Annotated in this window: 9 protein-coding genes; 2 read left to right on the forward strand and 7 right to left on the reverse strand. The window is 48.8% G+C overall.

Annotation, left to right across the window (positions count from 1 at the left end):
- Window positions 1-80: 80 nt before the first annotated feature.
- The 4 genes from pafA to GK108_RS28530 all read right to left on the reverse strand — a co-directional run bounded on the left by pafA (window position 81) and on the right by GK108_RS28530 (window position 6,711).
- Window positions 81-1,724 (reverse strand): alkaline phosphatase PafA, encoded by a 1,644-nt coding sequence (gene pafA, locus GK108_RS28515; RefSeq protein WP_212592908.1) that lies wholly within the window; start codon window positions 1,722-1,724, stop codon window positions 81-83.
- 112 nt (window positions 1,725-1,836) lie between these two features.
- A complete protein-coding gene (locus tag GK108_RS28520; protein WP_163954999.1) occupies window positions 1,837-4,728 on the reverse strand; it encodes a TonB-dependent receptor domain-containing protein in 2,892 nt (963 codons plus the stop codon).
- A 188-nt stretch (window positions 4,729-4,916) separates the two neighbouring features.
- Window positions 4,917-6,047 carry a FecR family protein gene (locus GK108_RS28525; RefSeq protein WP_163955000.1) on the reverse strand — a complete coding sequence of 377 codons (1,131 nt, stop codon included), beginning with the start codon at window positions 6,045-6,047 and terminating at the stop codon, window positions 4,917-4,919.
- A 103-nt stretch (window positions 6,048-6,150) separates the two neighbouring features.
- A complete protein-coding gene (locus GK108_RS28530; protein WP_163955001.1) occupies window positions 6,151-6,711 on the reverse strand; it encodes an RNA polymerase sigma factor in 561 nt (186 codons plus the stop codon).
- Window positions 6,712-7,586: 875 nt separating this feature from the next.
- Here GK108_RS28530 and GK108_RS28535 point away from each other — a divergent pair.
- Window positions 7,587-12,836 (forward strand): beta strand repeat-containing protein, encoded by a 5,250-nt coding sequence (locus tag GK108_RS28535; protein WP_163955002.1) that lies wholly within the window; start codon window positions 7,587-7,589, stop codon window positions 12,834-12,836.
- A 152-nt stretch (window positions 12,837-12,988) separates the two neighbouring features.
- Window positions 12,989-13,897 (forward strand): Ig-like domain-containing protein, encoded by a 909-nt coding sequence (locus GK108_RS28540; RefSeq protein WP_163955003.1) that lies wholly within the window; start codon window positions 12,989-12,991, stop codon window positions 13,895-13,897.
- Window positions 13,898-13,955: 58 nt separating this feature from the next.
- Here GK108_RS28540 and GK108_RS28545 read toward each other — a convergent pair whose 3' ends face one another.
- The 3 genes from GK108_RS28545 to GK108_RS28555 all read right to left on the reverse strand — a co-directional run bounded on the left by GK108_RS28545 (window position 13,956) and on the right by GK108_RS28555 (window position 18,304).
- Window positions 13,956-15,455: a glycosyl hydrolase gene (locus GK108_RS28545; RefSeq protein ID WP_246225250.1), complete on the reverse strand. Its 1,500-nt coding sequence runs from the start codon at window positions 15,453-15,455 to the stop codon at window positions 13,956-13,958.
- Between the two features lie 120 nt (window positions 15,456-15,575).
- Window positions 15,576-16,670, reverse strand: coding sequence for an IPT/TIG domain-containing protein (locus tag GK108_RS28550; protein ID WP_163955004.1), 1,095 nt, complete (start codon window positions 16,668-16,670; stop codon window positions 15,576-15,578).
- A 65-nt stretch (window positions 16,671-16,735) separates the two neighbouring features.
- The gene (locus GK108_RS28555) at window positions 16,736-18,304 is read right to left on the reverse strand and encodes a RagB/SusD family nutrient uptake outer membrane protein (protein WP_163955005.1); all 1,569 of its coding nucleotides are present in this window, start codon (window positions 18,302-18,304) and stop codon (window positions 16,736-16,738) included.
- Window positions 18,305-18,404: the final 100 nt, after the last annotated feature.

Consider the following 18,404-nt stretch of genomic DNA (forward strand, 5'->3'; position numbering starts at 1 on the left):
CGACGAATTCAGTTTATCTAGTAGGACATTAGGTATCAACGTCTTAGTAAATAGACTGAATTCCCCAAAAAGTAAATTTATCATTTAAGCACCGACTCGATTACAGTTCCAACACAACCACTGGGTTCCAATAAACTCAGGAGAGCAGCTACTGTTGGCGCCGTATCCGCAACGACCGTCCGCGAAAACGTTTCGCCCGGCTTTATCCCCCAGCCATAAAACAAAAGCGGAATGTGCGTATCGTAATTATAAGGCGAACCATGACTGGCTGTTATAGCCCCTGCCATCCAGTCTGGCTCAACAACAAGCTGAATATCACCACTTCGTTTCGCATGTGTACCGTTTTTATACAGTGAAAGCAGATGATCATTCAAACGAGCTTTCCCTAATTCGTCCAGATTTAGCACATCCGCTACTCCGTCAAAATCGAGTATGACCTCTCGAATGGTCTGATAAACATCGTTAACGGTAATTTTTTTCGTTTGCAGGGTCTGATGATTCAGGTAAAGCTGATAATTTTCCGAAGCCCGGATATACTCTCCTTCGCCAAAAGCCTTGGTCAAAGCAGTTTTCACGGCCGTATTGATCCCACTTATATTCAATCGACCTGCTGGCAGATGGTGTTCTTTCCATAAATCTACTACGTCCATTACCCCATGATCAGCTGAAATGAAAAACAAATAATTACCTTTCCCAACCCAGGCATCCAACGTCGATAGAATATCCGCTATATCGCGGTCCAGTCGCAGATAAATGTCTTCTTCTTCCACTGAATTAGGTCCGAACGCGTGCCCTACATAATCTGGCGAGGAGAAGCTGATTGCCAGAAAATCGGTAGCCGCGCCTTTTCCCAGCTTTTCTGCTTTAAGCGCTTCCAAAGCAAACTCTTTAGTCAACGTATTGCCGTGGGGTGTGCTGGCAATAATCCCGAACGCATCGCCAGACCGGCCTGCCAGTTCATACGGGAACGTGGCTTTCTGGGCTCCCGCCAATTTTAGTTCGTAAGGCTGGTCGTCCGGTGTACTTTCCGTGTATTGATCGATGGGTAATAGTGTTTGCCAGCCAGCTTTCATAAGCGTTGTTGGCCGTTTTAGAGCGTTATAGTCCATTACCCACTGGGGCAGATCAGAGCGGTAAAACGTACTGGTAATCCAGTTACCGGTTTTGCTATCGAACCAGTAGGCGCCGTTAGCCGTATGTCCGGCGGGCAAGATCGCTCCCCGATCTTTAAGGGCTACCCCAATCGTTTTCGACTGATAATTAGTACCAATTCGTAATTGATCCGTAATGGTACTAACCTGTAAATTTCTCGGCGACATTTTACCGGCCACTGCATTGGTTGTCCCTACGGCCTGTACACTCGTGTCACCCACGCAATACACGTTACGTCCCAGGCGTTTGTCGTACCAGTCATTCCCGACAATACCATGTATAGCAGGCATCGAACCCGTATAGACCGATGCATGTCCAGCAGCCGTAACAGTGAGCGCATAATGGTAGTGATGATTCCGGCAGTTAAATCCATCCCGTAACAATCGTTTGAATCCCCCTTCCGAATATTTGTTGTAATACCGATACCAGTAATCGTAGCGCATTTGATCGACAACCACACCGACCACCAGTTTTGGGCGGGCCAGTGTCTGACCAGCCGCCGGAACTTTCTGTTTGGATTGAGCCAGTACCTGCATGGTAAGCAGACCTAGCAATACTGTAAGACGAATCATACTGTTAGCATTGAACAAAAGAGACAGTCCATCATGGCTGTCTCTTCCAGGTTATAGACACCGCAGCAGGCTACTTAGTGATTCTAGCCGCTGCGCGATAGTCTCTGATTAATTAAAAAGAATACGTTAGAGAAGCCCAGAAGCTTCTGGGGAGAATAATCCGGCCAATCTGTAAGGAGCCGGTTTCGAAATTACCATTCTGCAGAAACTGGTCGCCCCGAACATTGCCTTCCGTCAGGCCACGGCTGTTAAGCAGATTATCGCCCCAAATACGAAGCCCAATGGCTTTCGTGGCCCGGTAATCGATACCTACCGAGAGTTCATCGTAGCTACCCAACTGGTAGACGTTACTAGGCGAACTCCACCGCTTGCCAATATGCCGCAGACTGGCGAAGAAATCCATCTTTTTATACGTGTATGTTCCCGAAAGTTCAAGCAGGGCATCGGGAATCCGTTCAGCTTTATTGCCCGACCAAACGAAAGGTTTACCCGCCAGATCGGCCCGGGCGGTCGATGGAGCCGTGACTTCGTAGCTGGTGTATTTACTATTCTGGAAGGTTGCCACAAACCGGAAGTTCAAATTAGGTTTGGGGGTATAGCTCGCTTCGATTTCAGCACTTATATTCCGGCTCGACGCAAACGTAGGTATTGTGATGAATGATCCTTTCGTATCAGGAATCAGCATGCTGGATGAAATATTGCTCAGACTAGCATAGACTAACGAACTGAACAATGAGAATTTAGCCGTATTGACTTTATATCCCGCTTCAGCCATGAAAACACCCCGATCCCGAACGGTCGACGGGTCAAAATTAAAGTTTGCATAATCGCCAATGGTAAGCGCACTGTAGGTACGGGTTGCCCGGCTAAACAGCGCATGTTGCTCATTGATCTTGTAGTTTAGCCCCAGCGACATGGTTCCGTAGGTGTTGCTTTCGTCGAAAGGGGTATAGTTTGTATAGGGTGCTACGTTTTGCAAACGCTGTCCTTTGATATGAAATCGGTCCAGACGTAATCCCAGGTCGACGGTCCATCTATCCCAGTTAATTTCGTCCGACGCCCAGGCCGATGTAGTTGTGGTTATCCCTTTCCGGTAGCCCGATATGTTTACGTTGCTAAAACCATTTCCCTGGTTGGTATTGACCAGCACCACCCGTGGCTTATCCTTAATTTCGGTGTTGAAAGCTGCTCCAATCGTCAACATATCGATGTCGTACGTATGAATGCCTGCCCCAAACGATAGCGAGTGATTTTTAACCTGCTTGGCGATGTCCAGGTTATCCGAAAATTGCTTGTCGGCGTTTGTTGTAGCCGAGAGCGATTGACCGGTATAATAACCGGTTGGCTTGTTTAGTTGCTGGCCATCCTGGTAATAATAGTTAACATCGCTTCGGTAGGCCGATGCGGCTATTACGAGCGTCCCATTGAAACTACCATTCGTTTGCTGATACCGCAGATTGTTCTTGATAACCCATTCGTTACGGGTTGTATGCTTGAATTCGACCCCGCCCGCCAGCAATTTGGTGTGAAACCCATCCGATAGATCATAGTTATAGGTATTGCCGTTAGGAGCTTTTACGCTCACCTGGGTATCGCGGGTAGCCAGGGTCTGAGTCAATAAATCAAAGAAAGGCAACGCTTCTCCCAGCCCCGAACCATTGTAGCTATAATAGGCAGGCACCAGCCAGGAGGTTTTGTCGTTCAAGTATTTGCCGTATACCCGAATGTAGCTATTGGGTGTAAACTGATACGTAAGATTGGCTTTCAACTGACCACCCTCATTGGCCCGATACGAGGGTGGACGAATGCCATCATCGGCCCGATAAAATCCGCCTACATTGAATTTCACCTTAGGTGCCAGCGGTCCGCCTACGTTAAAGTCCAGCCGGGTAGCATTTTGCGACAGACCACGCGTTAACTTTACTTTACCCGATAACTGATCTGTACCCGTATTGGAGATAACGTTAATCAGGGCACCAGGCGTGTTGGCCAGCAAAATAGCCGCATGGCCACCCCGAACCGCTTCGACCGTCTTGACAGTCAGGTCTACTTTATAGTACTGATCGGCCGATGGAATACTACTGAAACCCGTTGGCAACACCGGTAATCCATCTTCCATAACGCCCATAAATACATATCCACCACCCGGAAGACCACGTACCCGTACGCTACCCGGGCCATCGCCCCCGCTCGCTTCCGGCGAAAGGCCCGGAATAGCTTTGAGCATGTCAGTACTGTTGAGCGGTGGCCGTTGACTGAGTTGTTTAGCGTTGATGGTTGATACCGCTACGCTGGACTCAATTTTCTTCTTTGGAGAACCACTGGAAGTTACAATCACCTGTTCAAGCTGCAGGTTATCTTCCTGCATAACCAATGTCAGTTGTACATCGTTAGCGCCTACGGCCACCTCTTTTCGAAGCGTAATGAATCCAATACTACTTACCGTTAACGTATAAACACCTTCCGGAATATTGGCGAATGTAAACGTACCGCTCTGGTTCGTTACCTGACCCATGTTCTGATAGCCCAGCAGCACGGTAGCCCCGATCAAGGCTTCTCCTTTGGCATCAACTACCCGTCCCGACACTTTATAGGTTGCTTTGGGGGCTTCTTTTTTTTCGTCAGCGGGGGCTGGAGCAGGCTTCAGTGAGGGGGTAATAATGATGAGTTTTCCCGAAACCCGATAGCTTAGGTCCAAGGGGGTTAGTACGTCGTTCAGGACTTTTTCCAATGGCTGCTGTTCCGCATGAACACTCACTTTTCGGTCCGACTGAATAAGTTTAGCACTGAAGACAAAGCGAGCCGTCACTTGTTTTTCGAGCAGAGGCAACAAGGTTTCAACGGTATATTTCTGTGAATGGAACGTAACCCGTTGCTGCAATACGTCCTGTGCTCTACCATCAGTAGCATAGGAGCCGCTCACAAACGCAGCAAGAATAAAAAGTTGAGTGAGCGTAAGACGCATAAGGGTAAAGACTATTTGTATATATAGCCGATTTTTCATTGTTTTGAAGGTGTATTAAGGTTAACATTTTGATACAGCAAACCCCGTCATCTTTGTAGAAGATGTTCGAACGATCCGTAAAGAGATGGGGAGAAAATGAGGGGCAACGGTGCTGGAACCACTGATTCCCCTTTTTGTTGGGCTAAAGGTAGGTTTAGGCTATTGACATGGGCAACTTGGGTTTGGGGTTAATTACATCCTTTACTGTCGACAATGATCTGCCCATCCAGTATCTCGTATCGGGCACCGATGGCTTCGCAGATAACAGAAAGTTTTTCGTAGAGCGACTGATCGGTAAGGGTCGCTGTTAGTGGACAATGACTCAGCACATCTTTGTCGAACAGTATATCAACCTGATAAGCTCGTTTCAGATCAGTTAATACGTCGGAGACGGGCGTATTCGTAAATTGAAATGGGACAGATTTATCGGCCGATGCCACAATTTCCGGGTTATCGCGGAGGGTTTTCACCAGTCGATCCTGATCGCGTTCAAAGATTACCTTCTGATTGGTTGTCACAATCAACCCGTTCAATTCCCGGCTGGCTCCCCGTTGACGAATCTGTTTATCGGTTGTTTCGCTTACGGATACCCGCCCTTCCTTCACCTCAACGGTTGTTTTAGTCGCTCCGTCAGCCGCCTGGATCAGGAAACTAGTTCCTAATACTTTCGTCATCAGCTCATTGGCATATACAACAAAGGGGCGTTTAGTATCTTTCGTCACCTCGAAGAAAGCCGTTCCCGATAGGTAGATTTGCCGCCGGTCGGCCGCGAACTGAGCCGGATAGCTGATTCGGGCATCTGGGTTAAGTATTACCCGACTTCCATCGGCCAGCCGCACGATCTGCTTAACCTTAGTCTGGTTTTTTCGCTCAAGTAGTGTCTGCCCCGCAATACGTTGTTCATACACACTGGCGGGCTTCTGGATCGTCCACAGCCACCAACCTACGCCTAGCAGGAGAATAACGACGGCAGCCCGAATCAGCCAGGTCAAACGACCACCAATCGGAATAACCTTTACCTCAGAAGATTCTTCCTGATCTGAGAGGAGGCCAATGGGAGTTTCCTTGCTGACCCTGGCCTTACTAATTAACTTCTGAATTTCGCTATGTATTTCGGAGTCGCTCAAACGACTTTCATACCGTTGGTACACACTACGTAACAACGCCTGCGCATGCTGAATATCGAATTCCTGCTGCGGATTCTGCTGCCCGTATTGATGCCAGAAAGCAACTTCATCAGCTTCCTGATACCGTACCCAGCGTTGGAACCGGGCATCCAGTACAAAGTCTTCGAGACAATAATCAGCGTATGGATTCATGAGAATAAAAGGCGTCTACGTATACATATGCAACCTCTCACCCGGAATAATCAAAAAAAATCAATTATTTTTCAAAATACGGCTAACGACTCAGCCAGCGTAGTCAAAATCGACTTTTCAACTCCTGAATGGTACGGTAGAGGAGGTTTGCCACAGCCGGTCTGGAAATCGACATGACCTGCGCAATCGACTCATTATCGAGATTCTCGTAGAATTTCAGGTAAATAATTTCCTGCTGCCGTTTGGAGAGCGTAGTCAAATGGTGAGTAAGCTGCTGGATTTGGAATGTGTGCGTCTCGCCGTCAATGATCTGTTGCTCAATAGACAATTCGCCTAAATCATCGCCATCAAAATCGAGTTCTTCGCCCGTTGTAAGCCACTGCTGTTTCAGGCTCTCTTTATAAATCTTACGCCGAAGCGATTTAAGCAGGTAAAATTTAACAAACTCGGTATCGCCCAGGGTCTCGCGTTTATACCAGAGTTCCATGAACAAATCCTGTAGGCAATCTTTTACAAACTCCCGATCTTTTGAAAACTTGACGCCATAATTAAATAAACTCTTATAGAACCGGTGGGCTATCTGACCAAATGCGGTTTCATCGCCCCGGCGGAAGGCATTCCATAAATCTGCATCCAGTACGTCGGTTTTATCAGGACCTGCCATTACGCTAATAAATCACAAACATAGCTACCACGGCTAATAATAATATATTTTTTTCTATCTCTTATCCTAATATAACTAAGGCGTTCTTGTGAATGGTGATTGATATAACCCACTTAGAAGAGCGCTTCAGAATGAACTCTCCTCATTTTTGGCAAAACCATCTCTATTTGCAGAGTCCAGTAACACTAGAATAATTACCATGAAATACCTCCCTTGTAGTAGCAATAGAGTAGACCGCTGTAGTACTATTATAAATCAAAACAGGCACTTACCTATTTATAGGTACATATACTTAACAGCAGGCAGAAAAATCAATAAAAACAGCATGCTGTAAATCAATCACGCCAAAATATTTTAATCGATATTTAACTAGTAAATATCATATTTATTCTGGTCTTTATTATTTAAGTATCCTCTCTTTGAGTTACATATATTTACAAATACCGAACAATAAATAACAATAAAATATTATCATATATAATATAATACAAAAACATTTTATTGAGATATTTCCAGTCAAATATTTCATATACAGACGTTTGCAAATAACAACAAAGCGCTTACGCCTGACTCTCTCTATACATAACTTAGTTTATACACTATACTAAGCCCAGTAACATAGACACTAGTCTACTCTATATGTGTGATATGAAGGAAATTCTATTTATCACTCTACGTAGCCCCTAAAGCATCGCATACCAGAATATTATAAATACTTAAAAACTAACTCAACCCGGTAGCCTCATACCCAGGTTGTGGACAGATGTTAACCATTCTATTCAATCAGTGATGGAGTGGTGAAGCGCTTTACAATTAATAGCCTACATCGTTTGCTAACGAACCTTATTCCACCCATTATATAATCTACTGACTACATGAATAAACCTCTACCAATCATAGTTAATTACATAAAAATCGGCTGGATAAGCTGCTTCCTATTTCTCACCAGCATCACAGCAGGTTGGGCGCAAACTACAGGCATTCAATACGCCGTAAAGCTACTCTCCGACGGACTTACCTATCAGGTATCGCTATCAAGTACCAATACGTTCACGGGACAGGACCGAATAACAAACACCGGACAGGTTACGATCCTGGCCCCGGCGGGCAGTTTTACAGTTACGTCGCTCACCTCTGTCAATGGTATCTGGGGTAGTAATGCTCCAGTACGTGCTCCATCACAGAATCCAAGTAAAGATTATTTTATATTTGGATTAACACCAGACGGAGCGTCGATACCCTACGTAGCCAATGGAGAAACGATCCTGTTTACCTTTCGGAACGTGGGACCCTGCGCCGGTCCTCTTGAGGTATGGGCAACTGGAGACCCTTTCTACCCGGCACCTCCTTCACAACCCATCAACGTAGGAAACGACCTAACCGCATTAGGATTTGCCAGGATAGGTTATTCAGGCAATGTCTGGCGTGGTAACTATGCCGTTGGTTCGGCAAACTGCCTGCTACTACCAGTGGTGGCTATTCTGAGTCCAGCTCCGAACAGCTTAACGAGTCTGACACCCGTAGTCAGCGGTACGGTTACGGCCAATTCCAGCGTAACGCTAACCGCGCCAGGTGGCCAATCCTGCGTCATTGCCGATGCCGGCACAGGCAACTGGTCATGTAATTCGCTGACGCTGACGGCAGGACCCGTTACGTTAACCGCTGTAGCAACCAACAATGTTGGGCCCAGCAACACAGCCACTGTCAGTTTCACCGCTGTCGGACCGCCTACGATCAGCATTACGTCGCCCGCCCTTAATGCACAAACCAACCAATCTCCACCCATCAGTGGAACAGCCACGCCAGGGGCCAGCGTAACGGTAACCAGCCCTAATGGAAGTTCCTGCGTGACCACAGCCGATGGTAACGGCAACTGGTCTTGTACTGGAATTACCGTTCCAACTGGGCCTGTGACAATAACGGCGGTTGCCGGTACTATCGGCGGTAAGACGCCAACTACCAGCAATTTTACGGCAAACCCACCGCCTACTATCAGCATTCAAAGTCCAACGCCCGGCACCTCGGTTGGCAACTCTATAACTGTCAGCGGAATTGCAACTGCTGGTGCCAGCGTAACCTTACTCGGCCCCAATAGCCAATCCTGTACAACAACGGCCAATGCTGGTACAGGTTCCTGGTCATGCAGTTCCTTTTCGCTCCCGGCTGGTCCCGTTACGTTGACGGCCGTGGCCAGTAATATTGGTGGAACAGCCACTAGCACAGCCAGCTACACGGTTCTTACTACGTTGGCTTCCTGCGGGCAGGCCTTAAATTTCCTATCTTCGTTTGCAATACCGTTCCGGGTTGTGGATCCAGCATCGATACAGGTTACGGCGCAGCCCGCTGCGGGTAAAGTTTACGTCAACAGTGATGGTACAGTACGCTACCAGCCTGCCTCCGCAGCGGCAACTACTGCCACCTTTACATTACAGGCAGCCCAGGTTTCCTCAACGTCGCTGATTACCTCCAGCACAATAAGTTACAGCAATAACTGCGGAACGTTATTAGGCGCGGACTTATGCTCGGTGATGAATCCTCAAAACCTGACCACAGCGTCTACCACCGATTTTGTTCAAATCAATCAGACAGCACTAAACGGAACCGTATTGATCCGAGCCAAATTAAATGGCACGGCACCCAAAGGCGACGTGGCAGGTTTTGTTATTGGAGGTAGTGGCATTATATCCGTATCTGCGTTCCCAACACTCGTCGTCAGAACGTATCTGGGTGGCGTTTTCAAAGAAAGCTATACGACTAATACGTTGGCTAGTCTACAAGTGCTGTCGGGCTCACGCTACGAAGTTAGTTTCCCAACATCAACATCCGATTTCGACGAAGTTGAATTCAGAATAACGGCAGCCGTTGGTATACTGGCGACCAGCAATGTCTACTACGGCTTCTCCAGACCCGTTTCTCAGTACAAATCGGTCACATTCAACGTAGCCGTTCCGGCAGGCCTTTGCACGGATGTGTTATCCCAGACAACCTGTCCTCAGGCATTTTCTGTGCTGAGTAACGACATAGCAGTTGGCTCTGGAATACTGGACCCAACTACGGTAACCATTGTGTCGCAGCCTTCGAATGGCAGCGCGACGGCTAACGCCGATGGCACGATCAATTTCCGCCCAACTAACCCATCTTCTGGCACAGCGGCCATTACGTATCAGGTTTGCACGAAAGAAAACACGGCTGCTACTGCCAACAACACCACAGTCGGTATAACGTCCAGTGGTTTTTCAAGCCCGGTCTGCGTCGGATGTTCCATTAATAACGTATCGGCGGTTGGCGATGCCGATCTAACCAATAACGCCAGCATTGTTACAACGGTTGGGGTAGACGGTTATGGATCTATTCGGGCTAAGCTCAGTCGTATGGCCCCTGCGGGCGATTTTGCTGGTTTTGTTGTGGAAAACACCGATTTACTTACCCTGGTCAGCTCATTAACAATAGTTACCTACAAAGGAGGAATACTGCAGGAAGCTAAAGGAACCAGTGCTTTACTGAATGTTATTAACCTCTCAGGAAACCGGATTAAGGCTCGTTTTCAGACTACTAAGGAGTTTGACGAAGTAGAAGTACGAGTCGGTTCATTCATCACAGCCGCAGCCACGACCAACGTATTCTACGGATTTGCCGAATTTGGTCAGACCTGTTCGCAATATACAGCCACGGTCAGTTTCCCGGCGGGCATGGCTTATCAGTGTCAAGGCGCCTTTATGTTTGGCAACTGTACAACCTCAACCGTAAGCGGAACATTTATCGTCGGTATTCCTTCGTCAGGAACTCTTACGTTCCCGCTTACGGTCAACCTGCTTGGCACAACAACCGTTTCTGTGTCTGGCAGCGGCATTACCGGGACCAGTACCCAGACCATTGTCAGCGGTCAGACAACGTTCAGCGTTCCGGTCAGCTATGACGGCAGCGGACCACGTGGGGTTCGATCGATGACCATTACGTCTGGCGAAGCAACGGGTACCTGTAGCACCACGGTACTGATTCATGTGCTCCCCACGGTCGCGATCAACACGCCCGCAACAGGTAGCCAGACCAATCTGACGCCAACAGTCAGCGGCACAGTAACAACGGGGGCCAGCGTAACCATTTTAGGACCGGGAAACCAATCCTGCTCGCCAGTTGTCGATGGAAACGGTAACTGGACCTGCTCATCGTTCGCTTTCAGTGCTGGTCCCGTTACGTTGACAGCCGTGGCCGTTAATGAGGTTGGAAGCGCCACAGCCGTCACAACCTTTACAGCCGTAGCTCTACCAACCATTGCTATTACGGTACCAGCGCCCAATAGCTTAACCAGCCTTACTCCAGCTGTGAGTGGTACGGTTACGGCGGGGGCGTCGGTTACCTTACTGGCGCCGGGCGGTCAATTCTGTATACCTACAGTTTCGGGCACGAGCTGGAGTTGTAACTCACTCACGCTGACGGCTGGTCCCGTTACGTTGACGGCAGTGGCCGCCAATGTGGGAGGAACGGCCAGTACGACGACCACGTTTACAGCCGTGGCCCCACCAACCATTGCCATTACGGTTCCGGCCCCGAATAGCCTGACCAGCACCACACCGACGGTCAGTGGTACGGTTACAGCGGGGGCTTCGGTTACCTTACTGGCACCGGGCGGCCAATTCTGCACTCCTACCGTATCAGGAACCAACTGGAATTGTAACTCGCTCACGCTGACAGCTGGCCCCGTTACGTTGACGGCAGTGGCGACCAATGTGGGCGGAACAGCCAGTACGACGACGACGTTCACAGCCATTGCCCCCCCGACCATTGCCATCAATACGCCAGCTCAAAACGCAGTGACGTATCTGAATCCCGTCATCAGCGGAACAGCAACAGCTAATTCCAGCGTAACCGTAGTGGGGCCAGGTAATTCGCCCTGTGTAGTAGCTGTCAGCAGCGCCGGAAGCTGGTCCTGCACATCGATGACCTTTGCACCTGGTCCTAAGAGCGTTACAGCTTCGGTTACGACCATTGGCGGGTCAGCCTCGGCCGTGACTAGTTTCACGGTAGAAGCTCCGCCCTGTACAACGCCTACTGCGCTGACACTCCTGACCTCGTCGAGCGCCATTACTATCGGTCAGACTGTTTCGGTAACGGCCCTTGGTGGTAATCCCGGTGTATTAACCTGGAGCGTCAATCCAGTCACAGGAATCAGTCCAACCAGTAATGGCTCTGGCTCTCCTACCGGCTCGATAACGTTTGCCACAGCTGGTAGCTATATATTATCCTATACAGCTACAAACGGTAGTACTCCCGTAAACTGCGCAGCGCCGATCAGCGTAACAGCCAGTGTTTCCATCCAGGTAACTGATCCGCTGGCTGTTGTCCGCCCGAAGGTATTCTTAGCGGGAGCCTATAACCCGATAGACGGGCTCATGCGCGACGATTTACGCACAAAAAATCTACTTCCCTTGCTAGAGCCTTACTCGACACCCGTCCTGGTAGGCACAGGATTTACGCACAAAGGGGGCGGAGGTAACGAATCAACAACGACCACTGTGTTTAGCACTACGGGTACTAATGCGATAGTGGACTGGGTATTTGTTGAATTACGAAATCCGTCGAGCGCATCGACTGTAGTAGCTACCCGTTCGGCCTTATTACAGCGTGATGGCGATGTAGTTGACGTAGACGGCACATCGCCGGTAACGTTTGCCGTAGGTGCAGGTAGTTATTATATCTCAATACGTCACCGAAATCATTTAGGCGTCTTAGCGTTGAATACGATAGCCCTCAGCAGTACGGCCGTAACGGTTGATTTTACCAGTTCTTCTACTCAAACCTATGGCGACCTTAATGCTCAGCAAACCATTAACTCCAGTAAAGCCCTTTGGGCAGGCGATGCCGATGGCAGTAGGAGCCTGATTTATAGCGGTGGAGGAAATGATGTTTCCACTGTGTTTAGCCAGGTTTATTTTGATACAGGCAACGTTTCCTCACTACCAACTTATATCGTTCAGCGGTATTTGACGGGCGACTTAAACCTGGACGGTGAGGTAAGGTATCAGGGAGCCGGTAACGACCTTCAGGTGATCTTTACCAGCGTGCTTCTCTATCCCGGTAATACGGGCTATAATCAGGAGTATATCATCCTCGAACAAATCCCTTAATTGAGAGTACGTCCAGCCTGATAGGTAAGCAGGCTGGACGTTTCTACATACTACTATCAACTCAATAACAAGTTTATACCAATCTGGTTTACAACCGCAGAAGTGCGCATTTTTAAGATAGTATAAACGTCTATCCCAGAACGAATTAAGACATGCAAAATAAATCCTATCCATCCCTATCCTTGCGTCTGGCGCTAGGCCTCCTGCTTGGGCTAGGAAGTCTAACGGCTGGCCTGGCTCAGGATGGTATTTATTATGCAGTGAAGCTGCTCCCGGACAAAGTCACCTATCAGGTTTCCTTATCCAGTACCATCGGCTTATCGGGCATTAGTCAGACAACTAATAGTGGTCAGGTAACTCTGGTAGTACCTACAGGCAGCTTCCAGGTTAGTACGATTCAGAGCGTGAACGGCATCTGGACAAACAATACAACCATACGGGCTCCGAGTCAGAGCCCTGGCTATGATTATTTTATTTTCGGCATGTCGCCAACAGCTCCGCTTATTCCTTATAGTGCTACGCAGGAAACTATTCTTTTTACGTTTGTTAATAATGGGACCTGTGCTGGCCCGGTAGAAGTATGGACTAAATCGGACCCGTTTAAACCAGATCCGCCCAGGCAACCCATTAATGTTGGGAATGACCTGACCGCTTTAGGTTTTAGAAATGGAACAACCTTATATAATGCCTGGAATGGAAATTATAACGTTGGTGGTGCCAACTGCTCAACAGCAACACTCCCAACAGTTGCCATCCTAAGTCCGACCGCAAGTTCAACCGCAATGGGCCCCACTGTTCCGATAAGCGGCACAGCAACTGCAAGCGCAGCTGTTTCTGTCTCTGAAAACGGGAATCTGCTTTGTTCAACAACAGCTACCACCGCAGGCACCTGGACCTGTATGGTAAGCCTGCCGGATGGTGTACATACGCTACAGGCAATTTCCCGAAATACGGCAGGAAGCAGTAGTCCGGCAACTACTTCATTTACAGTGGTATCGCCGGTCAACTGCAAACCGATTTGCGTTCCTATAACGATCAGCATAGTCCGGCGAAGGCGGTAATTATAGCCCCTCTACATGCCCCGCTCAGCCCTGGAAGCTTCTGAAGCCTTCCGGGGCTTTATTTAGTGATACGCCAGTTTGGCAACTCGTCGCGCGTGATAACGCTCTCGCTGTTAAAAACTGCTTTCAACGTATCGACCGGCTGTTTTTTGATGTGGTCATTTCCCGTCCAGACCGAAAACCAGGACCACCAGGTTCCAAACGTACGTATGCTAGCCGGGCTAGGCAGCTGTCCCGATTCAGAGAGGGTTACCAGCTTTTTACCAGTCAGCGACGCCTGTGCACTCTCCCAGTTGCTGCTTAAGGTATTGTCGGAATGACTATAAATATCCAACCCAACAATATCAACGTATTGATCGCCCGGATACCACTCCGCATTGAACGTATCAGTAGCCGTATATACCCAGATTAAGTTATGCAACTGATGATGATTTGTCAGCCGATCATAGAGAATATGCCAAAGTTCTTTGAAGGGCTCTGGCCCTTTAGCCCCCCACCAGAACCAGCCGCCTGCTGCCTCGTGGAGCGGTCGCCAAAGAACAGGTACATCGGCGGCCTGAAATTTCCTGAGCTGAACCGCAATCGTATCTATATCACGTAGTAAAAGCTGGTAGCGTTCACTGTTTTTGTCGGCCAGAGCTGCTTTAAGATCAAACGTAGTAGCTGTCGTATAGAATCCGCGCCACCACAACTTATCCGGGGCCTGGTTTATCAGATCGGTAGGCGCGTTCCAGTGCCACATCAGACTGACGATTCCACGTCCCTCCCCTTTTGTTGCCCAATTGATAATTGCGTCGCTGCTACGTAGTACGTTTACCCCGTGCTCCACACGACTTGGCGAATAATCCATCAGATCAAAAGCACCGATGGCGGGTTCCCGACCCGTTTTTTCCAGAACGTACTCAATATCGTCCTGCTGCCCCGATACCACTTTATGCCCGTACTGATCGACCAGAAAGGAAAATAATCCTTTTGTCGACGCCGTAGCCCGTGCATCAGCCAATTGCTTAGAAGGTCTGGCAGGCAGCGAAACAGTAGCTGGCATTAGCTGAACGTAATCTACATCGTAATAACCCCAGCCTTTTTGTAGTACGATCGTATTCAACCCGTTACGTAGCAAAAACTTACCAATGTCGGCCTTTCCAAATCCGGTCGTCGTTTTTGGCAGCGTACCGCTGCTCTTTTTGCCATTCACCTCGAAATCGACACCCTTGTTGCCACTGGGTGAAGCGTAACCAATTGACAGATTATAAAGCCCTGCCGACGCGTTAAATGTCAGGCTTACTTTATCCGCTACGTTATCCATATCGGTAACGTAACCCGTTCCCGAAAAGCCAGAACGGGTAGTAGATACCGTAACCCCCGACAAATCGCCCAGCTCGGCTTCCAGTCGTCCGTTCACTACCGGCACAACAGGCAATCCAGCACGTAGCGTTTCTGAACCGGCAGCTAAGCCAACGAACGTACTCATACTACTTAACACCACCAACAGAGACGAACGCCAGTATTCATGCAAAGAGGACGAATACGGCTCTCTGTTACGCACAAAAAACTGCATAAAAGCCAACATATAGCCAGGAAACAGACGTTGATCTGTTTCTCAGAAGCACCAGAAAAAGAGAAGATGAAGATTAGTAAAAAACCTCCCGAAAATGAATTCCGGGAGGTTGAATGAAAACTATTTTACGAGCACAATATCGTCAAAATAGAAGGTTTCGTCCTGTTTGTCAGGCCCTTGAATACGGAAACCAACTTGTTTCAGTGTTTTGCCGGCCGTCCAGAAATCAATGTCCGATAACTTTAGTTTGAAATACGTCCAGGTTCCGGCCTTCACGTCAATTTTGTTTTTATCGACATAATCGCCGAATCCAGCCTTACCCGCATCCGTTGTGAGGTACAGCGAATAGTCGGCCGAAGCGCCTTTGATCCAGCCCGTTACGTAGGTGTAATCGGCCGAGTACGCAATAGCCGACGACGACCAGTTGGCAAAACCGATCAGGTGCCAGTTTCCCTTCTGGAAATTCTTCCCGATGGATGCCGTCCCCGATTTAAATTCTTTGGTCGAAATAACGGCCGCATCGCCCCAGGAGCCATCCTGAAAACCATCACCATAAGCATCCGTAAAAATTTTATAGGCCCGATCGATGTTAACAAACTCCTGCTTCGTACGCATTCGTCCGGTGCTGTTCGTAATGGTCAGCGTTCCCCGCGTCAGGGTTGTGCTGGGCATCTGAACAACGAGCTGCTTTTTCTCTTTCGATACAATCGTTGCGGCATCGGAAATACCTTTCACGGAATCGGCAACAGCCACGGCCGTAACATCATCCAGGTTATTACCCGTGATCGTTATCGTGGTTCCCTTCGTGAAATTGTAGTTCGACACATCGCTAACAGTCGGGTAGGCCAACCCTCTGAACGGCACGGTGAGTGTTCGACCGGCGCTATTGGTAAAAATAATGTTCTGAGAGCCACCGGACACTTCCGTAGGAACCCGGAAAATGATGGCGTTGTCGGTGTTGAGGGTAGACTGAAAACCAGCTGCTACGTTGCCTTTATCGAATACAATACTACGTATATCACCCAGCCCGGTTCCGGTTAAGGTGATGGTAGCTCCACCAGCTGCCGAATCGGGCGACAATGCCTTGGCTACTGGATTACCAGGCCCGATCTGAGGGCTTCCATCCGTATCTTTTTCGCAGGAGCTTATGGCTAGTCCGGCCAGTACCGTCAGCAACGAAAAGCCCGCCAATCGAGAGAATCTATTGAATATCATCAGTGTAACGATTATCATTCTCCAGCTGAGGTCTGTCAACGTCAGCCGGAGAACTGGTCAAGTTTTTATTTATAGTACGGAACAGGATCTTTGGCAAGTTCAGGGTCCTGCACAATTTCACCGGCAGGAATAGGCAAATACATTTTGTCTTCCGTGAAATTGGTGAGATACGTAGGAGCGGTTACAGTACCACGGTTCTGTTTCTCAATCATCGACTTGGCTTTGGCAAATCCCTGACGCTGAATATCGTACCAGTAATCGCCCTCAAACGCAAACTCTACCCGACGCTCGTGCAGAATATCGTCGAGCGTGAACGATGTTTTCGGGTTTAGTCCAGCGCGGGTACGTACTTTATTCAGTGCCTCCAGTGCTTTGGCATCGTTGGTCGAAGCACTGGAGGCTAGAGTGGCCTCCGCGTAGATCAGCAGAATGTCGGCATACCGTAACAGCACTACGTTGTTTCCTGAGTTTTGCCCCAATACGGTTTCTCCACCAAAACTCTTACCGGGACCGGCAAAGTATTTAGTAATATTCGCACGGGTCGGACTGAGGCTGCCACCGTCTTCAACGGGCTGTAACGTATCGTACTTGAATCCATTCGCCATGAATGCGTTGTATTTCGGCATATTGGCCCGTTGTGGCTTCCAGTTTGAGTTTGTCCAGCCGTGTTCCATCACCGACCACTGCCGACGCAGATCACCGAATTCGTATTCTTTCAGCAAATCGAGCGAAGGCACATACATTTCCCAGGCATCGGCTTCGGCGGTACGCAACGCACCGGCTCCCCGGTCGGGATTTTTGATGTTACCCGTTCCCCAGGGGTCCTGCGCCAGCTGATGCTGAATCGAAAAGAGCGATTCGGAGTTGTTGTTCATGCTCATTTTCGTGAACATGCCCATGTAATCCTGAACCAGCGTGTACTTGCCCGAATTGATCACTTCCTCCGCCTTGGCTTTCGCGTTGGCATAATCTTTCGTGTACAAATACAGTTTCGACATCATCCCCTTGGCCGAATACTTGGTTAACCGACCCGCTACGTCCGACTCAGGTAGACCCGCTTCGGCCATTTTCAATTCTTCGAGCGCAAACCGCAATACGTCTGTCTGCAGATAACGGGGAATGTTAAAATTACCCGACAACGCCGTAGCCCCCGGATCGGTGATGATGGGAGCCGCCCCCCAGGTACGGGCAATGTAGAAATAGATTGCTCCCCGAATAAAATGGCATTCGGCAATGGCAGGGTCCAGATACGTAGCACTGCCACCCGCTGCCTTTTTCTCTTCGAACGTTTTGATCAATACGTTGGCATAGCCAATAATTTTATAGAATGCCCCCCAGGCGGCCCCGATCCGGTCAGAAGCCGACGAAACAGTGAAATTAAGGTATTCGACATCCGTGTAGGTGAACATATTTCCCCCCATCACGTCGCCGATGGCATCCTGCGCCCGGCTTTCGTAGTTACGCCAGGGCAAGCCGCTGTAGAGCGTACTGGTTGCTCCACGTACTTCTTCAGCGTTGTTGTAATAATTTCCGGTTGTGGTGCCTGATAACGATGGCCGATCGATGAAATCCTTGGAACAGGACGACAGCAAAGCAGCCGACAGACTCAGAGCGTATAATGGCTTTAGTTTCATTGTCTTTTATAGAATTTTGACTGAGTGCATGATTGAATGATAGAATGAACCCTCCACTGTTGAATGACCTGACGTTTGTAGTTCATTCAGTCATTCTATC

The organism is Spirosoma terrae, from assembly GCF_010435915.1.
Lineage (GTDB): Bacteria > Bacteroidota > Bacteroidia > Cytophagales > Spirosomataceae > Spirosoma > Spirosoma terrae.

Excerpts from the sequence above, each read along its gene's own strand:
- pafA (WP_212592908.1), bottom strand. The coding sequence starts at position 1,724 with ATGATTCGTCTTACAGTATTGCTAGGTCTGCTTACCATGCAGGTACTG.
- GK108_RS28520 (WP_163954999.1), bottom strand. The coding sequence starts at position 4,728 with ATGAAAAATCGGCTATATATACAAATAGTCTTTACCCTTATGCGTCTT.
- GK108_RS28525 (WP_163955000.1), bottom strand. The coding sequence starts at position 6,047 with ATGAATCCATACGCTGATTATTGTCTCGAAGACTTTGTACTGGATGCC.
- GK108_RS28530 (WP_163955001.1), bottom strand. The coding sequence starts at position 6,711 with ATGGCAGGTCCTGATAAAACCGACGTACTGGATGCAGATTTATGGAAT.
- GK108_RS28535 (WP_163955002.1), top strand. The coding sequence starts at position 7,587 with ATGAATAAACCTCTACCAATCATAGTTAATTACATAAAAATCGGCTGG.
- GK108_RS28540 (WP_163955003.1), top strand. The coding sequence starts at position 12,989 with ATGCAAAATAAATCCTATCCATCCCTATCCTTGCGTCTGGCGCTAGGC.
- GK108_RS28545 (WP_246225250.1), bottom strand. The coding sequence starts at position 15,455 with ATGCAGTTTTTTGTGCGTAACAGAGAGCCGTATTCGTCCTCTTTGCAT.
- GK108_RS28550 (WP_163955004.1), bottom strand. The coding sequence starts at position 16,670 with ATGATATTCAATAGATTCTCTCGATTGGCGGGCTTTTCGTTGCTGACG.
- GK108_RS28555 (WP_163955005.1), bottom strand. The coding sequence starts at position 18,304 with ATGAAACTAAAGCCATTATACGCTCTGAGTCTGTCGGCTGCTTTGCTG.